This is a genomic window from Ferrovibrio sp. (genome assembly GCF_046297595.1).
In the GTDB taxonomy this organism is placed as follows: Bacteria; Pseudomonadota; Alphaproteobacteria; order Ferrovibrionales; family Ferrovibrionaceae; genus Ferrovibrio.
Map to the genome: position 1 here is coordinate 115,659 of NZ_JBKBHT010000006.1, position 12,585 is coordinate 128,243.

General features: G+C 64.2%; 13 protein-coding genes. 8 read left to right on the plus strand and 5 right to left on the minus strand.

Annotated features, from left to right (window positions below; translation table 11 throughout):
• Window positions 1-68 precede the first annotated feature (68 nt).
• Window positions 69-758: a glutathione S-transferase family protein gene (locus tag ACK4FJ_RS15925; RefSeq protein ID WP_409767708.1), complete on the plus strand. Its 690-nt coding sequence runs from the start codon at window positions 69-71 to the stop codon at window positions 756-758.
• Here the strand turns inward: ACK4FJ_RS15925 and ACK4FJ_RS15930 are convergent.
• The 4 genes from ACK4FJ_RS15930 to ACK4FJ_RS15945 are packed head-to-tail and all read right to left on the minus strand — an operon-like array spanning window position 755 to window position 6,312.
• Window positions 755-2,209 carry an N-acyl-D-amino-acid deacylase family protein gene (locus ACK4FJ_RS15930; RefSeq protein WP_409767709.1) on the minus strand — a complete coding sequence of 485 codons (1,455 nt, stop codon included), beginning with the start codon at window positions 2,207-2,209 and terminating at the stop codon, window positions 755-757. The two genes, ACK4FJ_RS15925 and ACK4FJ_RS15930, sit on opposite strands and share 4 nt — an antisense overlap.
• The gene (locus tag ACK4FJ_RS15935) at window positions 2,206-3,114 is read right to left on the minus strand and encodes an NAD(P)-dependent oxidoreductase (RefSeq protein WP_409767710.1); all 909 of its coding nucleotides are present in this window, start codon (window positions 3,112-3,114) and stop codon (window positions 2,206-2,208) included. The genes ACK4FJ_RS15930 and ACK4FJ_RS15935 overlap by 4 nt, the downstream gene beginning before the upstream one ends.
• Before the next feature lie 45 nt (window positions 3,115-3,159).
• A complete protein-coding gene (locus ACK4FJ_RS15940) occupies window positions 3,160-4,029 on the minus strand; it encodes a sulfite oxidase heme-binding subunit YedZ (RefSeq protein ID WP_409767711.1) in 870 nt (289 codons plus the stop codon).
• 27 nt (window positions 4,030-4,056) lie between these two features.
• Complete coding sequence (locus ACK4FJ_RS15945; protein ID WP_409767712.1) at window positions 4,057-6,312, minus strand: ATP-binding protein; 2,256 nt, start codon at window positions 6,310-6,312, stop codon at window positions 4,057-4,059.
• A gap of 200 nt (window positions 6,313-6,512) precedes the next feature.
• On the opposite strand from ACK4FJ_RS15945, the gene ACK4FJ_RS15950 reads away from it, so the two are divergent.
• Window positions 6,513-7,826: a flagellar hook protein FlgE gene (locus ACK4FJ_RS15950; protein ID WP_409767713.1), complete on the plus strand. Its 1,314-nt coding sequence runs from the start codon at window positions 6,513-6,515 to the stop codon at window positions 7,824-7,826.
• 10 nt (window positions 7,827-7,836) lie between these two features.
• Here the strand turns inward: ACK4FJ_RS15950 and ACK4FJ_RS15955 are convergent, their stop codons facing one another.
• Window positions 7,837-8,211 (minus strand): hypothetical protein, encoded by a 375-nt coding sequence (locus ACK4FJ_RS15955; RefSeq protein ID WP_409767714.1) that lies wholly within the window; start codon window positions 8,209-8,211, stop codon window positions 7,837-7,839.
• Window positions 8,212-8,303: 92 nt separating this feature from the next.
• Between ACK4FJ_RS15955 and ACK4FJ_RS15960 the strand changes: the two genes are divergently transcribed.
• The 6 genes from ACK4FJ_RS15960 to ACK4FJ_RS15985 all read left to right on the plus strand — a co-directional run bounded on the left by ACK4FJ_RS15960 (window position 8,304) and on the right by ACK4FJ_RS15985 (window position 12,585).
• The gene (locus ACK4FJ_RS15960; protein ID WP_409767715.1) at window positions 8,304-8,768 is read left to right on the plus strand and encodes a hypothetical protein; all 465 of its coding nucleotides are present in this window, start codon (window positions 8,304-8,306) and stop codon (window positions 8,766-8,768) included.
• A gap of 78 nt (window positions 8,769-8,846) precedes the next feature.
• Window positions 8,847-9,152: a hypothetical protein gene (locus ACK4FJ_RS15965; RefSeq protein ID WP_409767717.1), complete on the plus strand. Its 306-nt coding sequence runs from the start codon at window positions 8,847-8,849 to the stop codon at window positions 9,150-9,152.
• Window positions 9,153-9,163: 11 nt separating this feature from the next.
• Window positions 9,164-10,513: a TolC family protein gene (locus ACK4FJ_RS15970; RefSeq protein WP_409767718.1), complete on the plus strand. Its 1,350-nt coding sequence runs from the start codon at window positions 9,164-9,166 to the stop codon at window positions 10,511-10,513.
• Window positions 10,514-10,517: 4 nt separating this feature from the next.
• Window positions 10,518-11,795, plus strand: coding sequence for a multicopper oxidase family protein (locus ACK4FJ_RS15975; protein WP_409767719.1), 1,278 nt, complete (start codon window positions 10,518-10,520; stop codon window positions 11,793-11,795).
• 4 nt (window positions 11,796-11,799) lie between these two features.
• Window positions 11,800-12,273 carry a plastocyanin/azurin family copper-binding protein gene (locus tag ACK4FJ_RS15980; protein ID WP_409767720.1) on the plus strand — a complete coding sequence of 158 codons (474 nt, stop codon included), beginning with the start codon at window positions 11,800-11,802 and terminating at the stop codon, window positions 12,271-12,273.
• Window positions 12,274-12,288: 15 nt separating this feature from the next.
• Window positions 12,289-12,585 (plus strand): copper-binding protein, encoded by a 297-nt coding sequence (locus ACK4FJ_RS15985; RefSeq protein ID WP_409767721.1) that lies wholly within the window; start codon window positions 12,289-12,291, stop codon window positions 12,583-12,585.

Below are 12,585 nucleotides of genomic sequence, written 5' to 3' on the forward strand. Positions count from 1 at the left end.
CCTGCCATGCTGCTGCCAGAATAGGGATCGCGCCATGCCATCCTGCGCCGGCAAAGATGGAGATACTTATGCCGCAGCCCGCCCCGATCCGCCTCTATTCCGGCCCCCTGAGCATGTTCGGGGCCAAGGCGCAGATCGCCCTGCTGGAAAAAGGCCTGGAAGCTGAGGTGGTGATGGTGCCGTTCGAGATGAAGGCGCTGTATGAGCCCAAGCATCCCGAGGTGCTGCGCATCAACCCAAAACGTCAGGTGCCGGTGCTGGTGCATGGCGATCTGGAGATTTTCGATTCCACGCAGATCTTCGAATACCTGGAAGACCTCTGCCCCGAGCCGCCGTTATGGCCGCGTGATATCGCCGGCCGCGCGCGGGCGCGCCTGCTGGAACTGCAATCCGACGAGGTCTATTTCCCGCACATCATCCGCCTGATGGGTCTGCAGCAGACACCAGACGACCCCGCCGCCATCGCCGCCCGCGACGGCGCGGCGCAGTTCTATGCCCGCATGGAGAGTCTACTGGAAGATGACCGGGCCTGGCTGGCGGGCGCCGATTTCACCTATGCCGACATCGCCTTCTTCATGGCGCAGATATTCGGCGACCGCATGGGGGCGCCAATCCCGGCCGATGCGACCTGTCTGATCGCCTGGCGCACCCGCATGAGCGAACGGCCCGCCGTGCGGCAGGTGGCCGGTGCCATGGGGCGCTGGCTGCTGGGCATCGGACGGCCGGTGCCGGAGTGGATGCAGGCGATTGTCGGCTAAGCCACGTTGCGGGTGATCAGCCGGCCGGCGCTGGCGCCGGTGACGCCCTTGTTCCCCACATAGCTGGATACGCCGTTGACCCAGACTTCGAGGATGCCGGCCGCCGGCGTCTTCGGGGCCGCGAAGGTGGCGGTGTCGATCACCGTGTCGGGATCGAACAGCACGAGGTCGGCATAGGCGCCCGAGCGGATAGCGCCGCGGTCGACCATGCCGAAGACGCGAGCAGTGAGCCCGGTCATCTTGTGCACCGCCTGCTGCAGCGAGATCAGCTTCAGGTCGCGGGCGTAATGCCCCAGCACACGCGGGAACGTGCCCCACAGGCGCGGATGCGGCATGTCGTTGCTGGGAATGCCGTCGGAACCGATCATGCTGCGCGGATGGGCGATGATGCGCTGCACGTCCGTCTCGTCCATCATGAAATAGATGGCCGCCGCCGGCAGCAGGCGATGGGCCGCCGTCACCTGGTCGACGCCCCATTCCTTTGCGATGTCGGCCAGCATGCGGCCCTTCATCTCAGGGTATGGCTCCGACGTGGCGATCTGAACCGGCATGTCGTCGCGCAGACGGTCGGGCAGCAGGGCCGTGGAACTGGCGATATAGGGATAGACGTCGAAATCGACGCTCTGGCTTTTCGCCGCGCGGTCGATCAGCGCCAGCGTCTCGGTCGAGCGGCCGAAATTCTCCGGGTTGGTGCATTTGTGATGGCTGATCACCACGGCTGTGCCCGTGTCGCGGCCGATCTTCAGTGTCTCCTCGATGCTGTCGATCACGCCATCGGCCTCGTCGCGCATATGCGTCACATACAACCCGCCGCGCGAGCGCAAAGCCTCGGCCACCGCGATCACCTCGTCGGTCGGCGCATGGCGGCTGGGCGGATACCACAAGCCAGTGGAAAGGCCAGAAGCGCCCTGCTCCAGCGCCTCGGTCAGGCGCTGCTTCATCTGCGCGGCTTCTTTGTCCGTCGCGGCGCGGTTGATGTCGTGGTCCATCGCCTGCACGCGCAGCGACATATGGCCGACCAGCGCATAGGTGTTGGTGGGCGGCGGCACCTTGCGCAGGCGTTCGGCATAATCGGCGAAGCTGGGGAATTGCCAGGATTCCGGGCCACCGACCAGATCGAGCGGCGCCGGCGGGCGTTTGGTCATCGTCACCGGCGCGAGGCTGATGCCGCAATTGCCGACCACGACGCTGGTGACGCCCTGGCTGAGCTTGCAATGCATACATTCGGGCCCGCAAAGTACGGCGCCGTCGTCATGGGTATGGGCATCGATGAAGCCCGGCGCCAGCGCCAGGCCTTTCGCGTCAACTTCGCGGTCGGCCGAGCTTGCGCCCAGGTCGCCGATGGCGGCAATGCGGTCGCCGCTGACCGCCACGTCGCCCATGAAAGACTCCGCGCCGCTGCCGTCGAAGATGCGGGCATTGCGGATGGCGAGATCGTAGCGGCGGGTCATCCGGCGATCCTCCTTGTGTGGTTCAGCGCCGCCTCGATCAGGTTCATGCTGGCTTCCGGCGTGCGGAAGGCGGAATGGGCCGAGAGCGTGACGTTATCCAGTTTGGTGAGCGGGTGATCCTTGGGCAACGGTTCGACATCGAAGACATCGAGGCCGGCGTGGCCGAGCTGGCCGGATTTCAGCGCCGCGATCATCGCCGCCTCGTCCACCACCGCGCCGCGCGCGGTATTCACCAGGATCGCGCCCCGTTTCATCTTGGCGATGCGCTTGGCCGAGAGGAAACCGCGTGTCTCCTCGTTGAGCAGCAGATGCATCGAGACCACGTCGCTCTGCGCCAGCAGCTCGTCGATCGGCACAAAGCGCACGCCCTCGGCGCTTTTGGCGCTGCGGTTCCAGGCCAGCACCTTCATGCCGGCGCCGCGGCACAGCCGCGCCATCTCGGCGCCGATACCGCCATAACCGACCAGGCCAATGGTCTTGCCGGTGAGTTCCACGCCATCCAGCCGCAGCCAGTTGCCGTCGCGCATCGCGCGATCCATGCGGGCGAAGCCCTTGGCGGCGGCCCACATCAGGGCGAAGGCGCATTCGGCAACGGCGGTATCGCCATAGCCCTTGATCAGATGCACCTCGATGCCGAGACCCGCCAGTTCCTCGACATGCATGTAGCTGCGCGCGCCGGTGCCGAGGAAAACGACATGCTTCAGCCCCTTGCACTGGGCGGCGATGGCGGTGGGCAGATAGGTATGATCGATCCAGGCTACCGGCGCGCCATCCAGCACGCGGGGCAGGTCCTCGGGCTTCACATCCGGCTGGCGGTTGACGCCGACCGGCGGATCGGAGGGTTTGCGCAAGCGCTCGGCCAGATCGCCGAGAGTTGGATTGGCATCGACGAAAACGGCACGCAAGGCGGCATTCCCCCGGTCTGAAGCGGCAGCACAGGCCCGGCCGGCTCAGCGGCGGGCGAGTCGTATACTGACGGTCATCGCGGCAAGTGTCACGCCTGTCGCAGCCAGCAAAACAGCCATGCCAGGGCGCAGGCCCATGTCGATACTGAGGTTGGTTTCAAGCACAAGCAGCCATGGCGCGCCGCTGCGCAACCAGAAATATAGCGCCTCGCCGCCCATAGTGAGCGCCGCGCTGCCGAGTGCCAGGGCCACCTGCCCCGGCCAGGGCAGAGTAACGCCGGACGGGAAGACGCGGCGCAGCAGGCGGTAGCCCAGCAGCCACAACAGCAGACCGGCCATCAGGGTCGGTTCGCCCACATCGGCCTTGGATTGCAGGAAGAAATGCCACAGCGCCAGCGGCGCCAGCAGGTAGACGATGCGATGCAGGTTCTGCCAGCGCCGGCCGCCCAGCCGCCGCACCATGCCATCGGTGGAAGTCGCGGCCAGCACCAGCAGGCCAATCAATGCGGCCAGGCCGATCAGCAGATAATTCGAGGTGGCGACTTCGCGGATCGTCTTGTCCAGGGCGAAGGCATGGTTGGCGAAATAGAGCAGCAAATGCGCTGCTCCATATACAGCCGAGGCCACGCCGATCATGCGACGCACCAGCACCAGCCGGCCATAACGCAGCATCTGGCGCAGCGGCGTGACAGCCAGCGACAGCAGCAGGAACCGGAAGGCCCAGAGTCCGGTCTGATGGATCAGCTCGGTGAGCGGACGCGGCCCGAGGTCATGCTGGGCCGTGCGCCACAACAGCCACAGGGCCGGCAGCAGCAGCAGGCCGAAGACCACGGCTTTCAGCGGCACGAAACGCCCGCCGGCATCGCGCCAAGGGATCAGAAACGAGAAAGGCCGGGATACTGCTCTGCTGCTCATATCAGCCGATATAGCCCAGCCAGGGCCTCAAGCCGACATGCTCTGCGGGAAATTTATCGTGAACCGGGTGCCCTCGCCCTCCCTGCTCGACACCGCGATGGTGCCGCCCAGCACCTGGGTGACCAGGTTGTAGACGATATGCAGGCCCAGGCCGGTGCCGCCGGTGCCGCGCTTGGTGGTGAAAAAGGGATCGAAGACACGCGGCAGACTGGCAGCGGCGATGCCGCGACCGTTGTCCCGGAATTCCACCGCGACCCGTCCCTCGCGGGGCTGGCTCACGCCGATCCAGATCCGGCCCGGCCGGTTGCCGTCCTCGAAGGCATGCTGCAGGGCGTTCATCACGAGGTTGGTGATGATCTGGCCCAGCGCACCCGGACGGTTACGGATCATCAGCTTGTCCGGACAATCAATCTCTACCGTATTCTGGGTACCGCGCAGGGCCGGCGCCAGGCTCAGCATGATCTCGTGCAGGTATTCCCCCAGGTCGAACAGGCGAAGGTCATCGGTACTCTGGTCGGCGGCGACCTGCTTGAAGGCCTGGATCAGGCGGGCGGCGCGGGCCAGGTTGCCCTGCATGATGCGGGTGGCCTCGGTGGCCGTCTCGATGAAATCCGCCATGTCGCTGCGCCGAAGCTGATCCTCGCTGAAGCGGTTCGACAGTTGCGCGATCTCTTCCGCCAGATGCGAGGCCGCCGACACGCCGATGCCCAGCGGCGTGGAAATCTCGTGGCTCATGCCGGCCACCAGTGAACCGAGCGAAGCCATCTTCTCGGCCAGGATCAGGCTGGCCTGGGCGCCGCGCAGGTCGGCCAGGGCGCGTTCGGCCTCTTCCTTGGCACGGCGCAGTTCATCCTCCATGCGGCGGCGCGCCGTGATGTTGGTACGCACCACCACAAGGTCGCCCGACGGCGTCACGCGCTCATGCACCAGGAACCACTCTCCGGCATTGGTGCGGATTTCAACCATGCGTTCGGGGATGCGGCGACGGCCCATTGCCACGGCAGCCGCCGCGCCCTGGTCCTTTTCATCGCGACTGAACACGCCCCGGTCGTAGCCGCGCTGCACCAGTTCGTCGAAACTCATGCCGATCGCCTGCTCCGATGTCAGGCCGTACAGCGCGGCGAAGCGGCTGGAGCAGATCGCGATGCGATCCTGGGAATCGTAGATGACGAAACCGTCGCCGGCGACCTCCACCGCATGACGCAAGCGACGGTTAATGGCGTAACGTTCGGTCGCGTCGAAAATGGAAACGGCCACCGAATGATCCGGCAGGCGGCCGATAGTGAATTCCAAAACCTTGCCTGTCGGCGTGTGGCGTGCCGCCGTCGCACCCGAGGCACCGCGGATCAGGCGGTCGATGTGATAGCGCATGTCGCTGACCTCAGTGTCGCCGAAATCGCGGCGCTGGGCCAGGAAGCGCAGCATTGCGTCATAATTGTCACCGGGATTGAGCGAGCCAGGCGGCAGCGCCAGCAATTCCGCCGCACGCCGGTTGATGGTGTGAATCGTGCCATCGGGATGGAGCAACATGACACCGACCGGCAGTGCGTCGAGCGCCCAGGCCTGATATTCGCTGCGGCGACGGCTTTCCTGCCTGGACAGAGTGAGCGCTTCGGTGACCCGCCGCGCCTCTTCCTGGGCCATGTAGTTGCGCCGTCGTTCCAGCTTGATCTGTCGCATGCCGATGAAGCCAAGCACATTGCCGATCACGGCGAACAGCACGAGGCCGACCAGGTTGTCGGCCCGAAATGGCAGCCACAGAGCGGTGGTGAGGCCGGTGCCCAGCGTGATATAGGCCGCGTTCGACAGCGTCAGCCGGGCCGAACAGGGCACCAGCAGGTAGAAGACCAGCAGGTATGCGAAAACCAGCGAGCCGGCATTCAGCGCTGGCGGCGCGCTGATCGCCCAGGTCATGAAAGTGAGCGAGGTGAGGCTGGCCATGCCGATGCCGGCCACCACATCCAGCAGCTGCAAGTCGTTCAGGCGATGCAGCAGATACTGGAACAGGATGCCGACGACCAATCCCAGGCCGCGCACCAGGGCGAAGAACAGGAATGTCTCGCCATAGCCATGCACCAGGTAATCGCGCACCAGCAACAGGCAGAAGACCGAGGTCGCCGCCAGACCGCAGGCCTGCAGCATGCGTCGAGACGGATTAAGCCGACCCTGCCGGTAGATCTGCTCGACGCGGCGGTCGCGGAATTCACCGGTCCAGGCGAACAGCCGCGGATCCTCCGCCGATTGCAGCGGGGATGTCAGTGACGAAAGTGGCGGTTGCAGCATGGCAATGCGGGATCCCGGGCCGGCATATTATGACCGCCTCGCCGCCCGCACAAAGCAAGACGGCAAATATTGCCTAGTGACAACCGACAGGATCAGGTTCATCTGTCTTATTTATCAGATATTTACGGTGCATTCCAGTTCGGCATGGCCCTTGCTTTGCAATGCCCGCGACACATTTTTACGGACCCAGGAGTCCAATCATGTCCTATTACGGTGCCCTCGGTACGGCCGTGCAAGGCATTTCCGCCCAGGCGATTGCCATCGGCCATATTTCCGACAACGTCGCGAATGCGGCCACCAACGGCTACAAGCAGGTGAAAACCAGCTTTGCCGATCTGGTCAGCAACAAGGTTCTGGGCGCCAGCGAGGTGCTGGACAACAACCGCAACATGGGTGTCACCGCCGCGGCCAACTTCGCCAACCGGCAGCAGGGCCAAATCATCGGCCATAATAGCTTCACGTCCATCGCCGTGGACGGCAACGGCTTCATCCCCGTCGCCAAGGCGACGGGCTTCGACCGCGAGACCGGCGAGCCGACCGGCTTCGAAGATACCGTCTACTATACCCGCCTGGGCGATTTCCGCCTCGACAACAACAACCGCCTGGTCAACTCCGCCGGTTTCTACCTGATGTCGGCAGAAGTGGATGGCACGGAGATCACCCCGTTCGAGCTGGACGACAGCGAAATCGCCGCGGTTCCGACGACCACAGTGAACTATCGCGCCAACCTGCCCGCCAATGCCCAGACCAATGCCACCTTCTCGAACGGCATCGGCATCGTCGATGCCGAAAGCAACGACCGCAATTTCCAGATGCTGTGGACCAAGACGGGCAACAACGCCTGGAATCTGACGATCAATACCGCCGATGGCACGCCGGCCAGCTTCGGGCCGATCGCCGTGACGTTCAACAACGGCCTGCTGAACACCATGACCACGACCGACACCAACCTGACGGTCACCGCCACGGGTAACGCGACTGTCACCCTGTCGCCGGATTTCGGCAGCGGCGCTCAGACCATTACCGTCAATCTCGGGCAGTTCAACGGCGCCTTCGATCCCAATGCGACTAACGGATTGTCACAGTATGGCGGTAACATCAGCACCCTGACCAATCTGAGCATTGATCAGAACGGCCTGAAGGGCGGTGAATTCGATTACGTCACCTTCGCGGAAGATGGCGGCATTATCTACAATTACGAAAACGGCCGCAGCCAAATCGGCGGCCAGCTTCTGCTGGCCAATTTCCCTGAGCCGGACCGCCTTGAGCGCCTGGACGGAACCGTTTTCACGGAAAGCACGCTTTCGGGCGAGGCCGTGCTCGGCTCCCCTGGCGACGCCGACAACGATGCCGGCGTCGGCGTGATCCGCGTCGGCGCGCTGGAACAGTCCACCGTCGACGTAGCCGAACAGATGACGCGGCTGATCGTCGCCCAGCAGGCCTATTCGATGAACGGCCAGGTGATCAGCGCGGCCGACAGCATGCTGTCGCGCGCCATCGACATGAAACGGTAAGCCTGCGCGATCATCCGGGCGTGCAGCGGGTCTGCTTGCCCGGCAGGGTGTAACGACAGGTCAAGTCCCGCCCTTTCGGCTGGCTAATCTTGAAGATGTCCCCCTCCATGCGGCGCACGGCATACTGGTTGGAGAACTGCAGCCAGCCGAAGCTGTCGAAATAAGCCTGGGTTCCGTTGGAGAACAGCAGTTCCCGCCGACGGTTCTTGGAGACCCGGAACTTGCCGCCGTATTCCAGCGTGCCATCGTCGAATTCGCGGATCACCACATCGTTGGTGCACAGCGCCTGCTTCGGATCGTCGGTCAGGCGGCAGCCGAAGGCGGGCATGTCCGCCGGGGGCGTAGTGATCACGATGGCGAAGATCGTGGCTTCCATCAGGTTCATGCTGGCCTCTCGATTCCGTGAGGCATTTTAACACAGGCCGGCCAGCAGGCAGCCTTGACCCTACCATATGGGAAGCCATTATTAGTGCCCGCATGACCCATCGGAACGGCATCCCGAAACGCCAGGCTGGCCGGCGACTCGTCGCCCTGGTCGCAGCCATTGGCCTGCTCGCCGCGTCCCTGCTGATGCCCCCGGCCATGGCGGCCGTTTCAGGCGGCATAATGCCATCCTCTGTTCCGCAGACCGAGATGCAGGCCGGCATGCAGGCTGGGCATGATCATGCCGGGCACAGCCATGCCATACAGGGCCATGCCGACCGTCATGATCATGACGGACAGATGCCCCAGTCCAATTCATATGATCGATCCGGCAATCCGTCGGACGATCCAGGCGGCTGCGGCCTGTGCAGCGACTGCGTGCTCTGCACGATGACCATCCCGATCACCGTCGGCGCTCTGCCGGTCGCGGAATATCCGCCGGTCAGGCTCAGTATCACCAACACCAGCCTGTTGCCGGGCATCGCCCCGCCTCCGCCCGCTGAACCCCCGCGAGTCTGAAGCTTCGCCATAGATGCATGCTGCCGCACAATCAGCAGCAGCATGACGGACGATTCTTCAACTCCGGAGAGAGCGTGCATGCTGTCCCTGTCCATCCGACCGGCCCTGCTGAGCCTGGCCCTGCTCCATGCGAGTGGTGTCGCCGCGGCCGAGCCACAGCGCCCATCAGCCGTCGATCCCACCGCCGCTGCCGGCAACCCGGCCTATCGTTCGGCCTTCAGCGATTACCGCGCCATGGAGGGTGCCCCGCCACAAGACTGGCACAGCGTCAATGACGCGGTCACGCGCACCGGCGGCCATGCCGGCGCACTGAAAGAAACCGATGCGCCGGAGACAAAACCGGACGCGGCCTCTCCAGCCGGCCATGCCGGCCACAAACATTGAGGCGCATCATCATGCCCAGGATTCCATCCGCCCTCGCGCTGCTCCTACTGCTTGGTGCCTGTGCCGGCCCGGTCGCCAACAGCGCCTTCGAGGATATCGCCACAGCGACCGAACAACGGATCGGCCAACGTCCGGCCTGGATCAAAAGCGAGGAAGACGAGAAAGCCGTCCGTGAGACGCTCGACCGCCTGCTGGCCAAACCGCTCGGTGCCGACGACGCCGTGCAGGTTGCGCTGTTGAACAACCGCCGCCTGCAGGGCAGCTTCGGCGACCTCGGCATCGGCGCCGCCGATCTGACCAGTTCCTGGCGCCCGCCCAATCCTGGCTTCACCTTTAAACGGCTGCACGGCAATGGCGAGCGGGAGATCGAGCGCACGTTCAGTATCGATGCACTCAGCCTGCTCACCCTGCCGATTGCCGCCAGCATAGAATCGCGCCGCTTTGAGCAGACAAAGCTGCAAAGTGCGAGCCAGGTACTGTCGCTGGCCGCGCAGACGAAACGTGCCTGGTACGAGGCCGTGGCTGCCGAGCAGACCGCCCGTTATGTAGCGCAGGTGCGCGAATCCGCCGAAGTGCAGGCCGAGCTGGCGCGCCGAATGCGGCAGGCGGGCAACTGGAGCCTACTCGATTACACGCGCGAGCAGCTCTTCTATGCGAGCGTGACAGCGCAACTGGCGAAAAGCCGTCTCGCTGCCACGATGGCCCGCGAAAAGCTGGCGCGTCTGATGGGATTATGGGGCGGCGACCTCGCCTTCAAGCTGTCCGAGCGCCTGCCCGATCTGCCGGCACGCCCGCGCAGTATCGAGAATATCGAAGCCAGGGCAGTCAGCGAGCGCCTCGACATCCAGATGGCCAAGGCCGATCTGGATGGGTTACGAAAGTCCTACGGATTGACCCAGGCGACGCGGTTCATAAACGTGCTTGAGACCGGCTTCGTGCGCAAGAGCACCACCGGCCAGCGCGACCAGACCGGCTACGAGATCAGCCTGGAAGTGCCGATCTTCGACTTCGGCGACGCCAAGGCGACCAGGGCCGAGCATCGCTACATGCAGGCCGTGCACCGCTTGGCGGAAACCGCCATCGAAGCCCGCTCGGCGGCGCGGGAAGCCTATCTGAGTTATCGCACTGCTTTCGATACTGCGCAGCATTACCAGAATGAGGTGATTCCGCTCAGGCAGAAGATCGGCGAGGAAATGGTGCTGCGCTACAACGGCATGCTGGTCAGCGTGTTCGACCTGCTGGCCGATGCGCGCGACCAGATCGCCGATGTGACGTCGGCACTGGAAGCGCAGCGCGATTTCTGGATTGCCGATACCGACCTCACCTTCGTCACCCTTGCCGCCACCCATTCGGGGAACTGAGACCATGCTCACCCGTCGTACCCTGCTCAGCGCCACCGGCGGCATCGCCGCCGCCGCCGTGGCCCGCTCCGCCCTGGCCGCCCTGCCTGAACCGGCCTATTCGCAAAACCCTGGGACCGCGCCTCCGCTGCAGCCCTCCACCGGCCGACCCTTTTATCCCGTCGTTACCCTGAACGGCTGGTCGGCGCCCTGGCGCATGAACCAGGGATGGAAGGAATTCCACCTGGTGGCAGAGCCCGTGGTGCGCGAGATGGCGCCCGGCATGAAGGCCAACCTGTGGGGCTATAACGGCCAGTCGCCCGGCCCGACCATCGAGGCGGTGGAAGGCGACCGCGTGCGGCTGTTCGTCACCAACAAACTGCCCGAGCACACCACGATCCACTGGCATGGCCAGATCCTGCCCAGCGGCATGGATGGTGTGGGCGGCCTGAACCAGCCGCAGATCAAGCCGGGCGAAACCTATGTGTATGAGTTCGAACTGAAGAAATCCGGCACCTTCATGTACCACCCCCATGCCGACGAGATGGTGCAGATGGCCATGGGCATGATGGGCTTTTTCGTGGTGCATCCGCGCGACCCGAACCAGTACCGCGTCGACCGCGATTTCGTGTTCCTGATCAACGCCTATGACATCGAACCCGGCGCGGCCACGCCCAAGATCGCCACCATGACCGAGTTCAACCTGTGGAGCTGGAACAGCCGTGTGTTCCCCGGCATCGACCCGCTGGTGGTGCGGCAGGGCGACCGCGTGCGCATCCGCATGGGCAACCTGACCATGACCAACCACCCGATCCATCTGCATGGCTACGATTTCTCGGTCACCTGCACCGATGGCGGCTGGGTGCCGCCCACGGCGCGCTGGCCGGAAGTGACCATCGACGTGCCGGTGGGGGCCATGCGCGCCTTCGAGTTCGACGCGGTCAATCCCGGCGACTGGGCGTTCCACTGCCACAAGGCACACCACACCATGAATGCCATGGGCCATGACGTGCCGACCATGATCGGCGTCGACCACAAGCATGTGGCGCGGCGGCTGGTGAACCTGATTCCCGATTACATGGTGATGGGCGAACGCGGCATGGCCGACATGGGCGAGATGGAAATGCCCCTGCCCGACAACACCCTGCCGATGATGACCGGGCGCGGCCCCTTCGGCCCCATTGAGATGGGCGGCATGTTCACCGTGGTGAAGGTGCGCGAGGGGCTGGCGCGGAACGATTACCGCGATCCAGGCTGGTACAAAAACCCGCCCGGCACCGTCGCTTACAAATGGAAAGGATAAACTGATGAATATCCCTACCCTTGTGTTGACAGCTGGCCTGCTGGCCATGCCTGTTCTTGCCGCGCCCGGCCACAGCGGCAGTCATGGCCATTATGACGGCCATGCCGCCGCCCTGGGCGAACCGGGCGATCCGAAGGCGAAGGCCCGCACCATCAATGTCGTCATGACCGACGAGATGCGGTTCAGCCCCGAGACCGTGACGGTCAAGCGCGGCGAGACCATCCGGTTCGTCGTGAAGAATGCCGGCGAACTGAGGCATGAAATGACGCTGGGCACAATGGAGGAGCTGGTCGAGCATGCCGCAGTGATGGAGAAACACCCCGACATGGAGCATGACGATCCGAATGCCGTGACCGTCGAGCCCGGCCAGACCAAGACCATCCTGTGGAAATTCACCAAGGCCGGCAGCTTCGATTTCGGCTGCCTGGTGCCGGGCCACATGCCGGCCGGCATGAAGGGCCGGATTGTCGTTCGCTGAGCGCAGGAGAATACCATGAAGCAGATTTTCGCAACCATCGCGGCCGGAATGATCTTCCTGGCCAGCAGCACGGTGTTTGCCCAGACCGGCAATACCGAAGGCGAGGTGCGCCGCGTCGACAAATCGACCGGCAAGGTCACGCTACGCCACGGTCCCATCACCGGCGCGCTGGAAATGCCGGCCATGAGCATGGTGTTCCAGACCAAGGACCCTGCCCTGCTGGACCGACTGAAACCCGGCGACAAGGGCCGCTTCATCGTCAGCAAGGACGATGGCGGCTATTGGATCCTATCGGCGGAACCGGAGAAGTGA

Bases quoted from the DNA above. Each gene is read 5' to 3' on its own strand.
- ACK4FJ_RS15925 (WP_409767708.1), top strand. From the start codon at position 69: ATGCCGCAGCCCGCCCCGATCCGCCTCTATTCCGGCCCCCTGAGCATG.
- ACK4FJ_RS15930 (WP_409767709.1), bottom strand. From the start codon at position 2,209: ATGACCCGCCGCTACGATCTCGCCATCCGCAATGCCCGCATCTTCGAC.
- ACK4FJ_RS15940 (WP_409767711.1), bottom strand. From the start codon at position 4,029: ATGAGCAGCAGAGCAGTATCCCGGCCTTTCTCGTTTCTGATCCCTTGG.
- ACK4FJ_RS15945 (WP_409767712.1), bottom strand. From the start codon at position 6,312: ATGCTGCAACCGCCACTTTCGTCACTGACATCCCCGCTGCAATCGGCG.
- ACK4FJ_RS15950 (WP_409767713.1), top strand. From the start codon at position 6,513: ATGTCCTATTACGGTGCCCTCGGTACGGCCGTGCAAGGCATTTCCGCC.
- ACK4FJ_RS15955 (WP_409767714.1), bottom strand. From the start codon at position 8,211: ATGAACCTGATGGAAGCCACGATCTTCGCCATCGTGATCACTACGCCC.
- ACK4FJ_RS15960 (WP_409767715.1), top strand. From the start codon at position 8,304: ATGACCCATCGGAACGGCATCCCGAAACGCCAGGCTGGCCGGCGACTC.
- ACK4FJ_RS15965 (WP_409767717.1), top strand. From the start codon at position 8,847: ATGCTGTCCCTGTCCATCCGACCGGCCCTGCTGAGCCTGGCCCTGCTC.
- ACK4FJ_RS15970 (WP_409767718.1), top strand. From the start codon at position 9,164: ATGCCCAGGATTCCATCCGCCCTCGCGCTGCTCCTACTGCTTGGTGCC.
- ACK4FJ_RS15975 (WP_409767719.1), top strand. From the start codon at position 10,518: ATGCTCACCCGTCGTACCCTGCTCAGCGCCACCGGCGGCATCGCCGCC.
- ACK4FJ_RS15980 (WP_409767720.1), top strand. From the start codon at position 11,800: ATGAATATCCCTACCCTTGTGTTGACAGCTGGCCTGCTGGCCATGCCT.
- ACK4FJ_RS15985 (WP_409767721.1), top strand. From the start codon at position 12,289: ATGAAGCAGATTTTCGCAACCATCGCGGCCGGAATGATCTTCCTGGCC.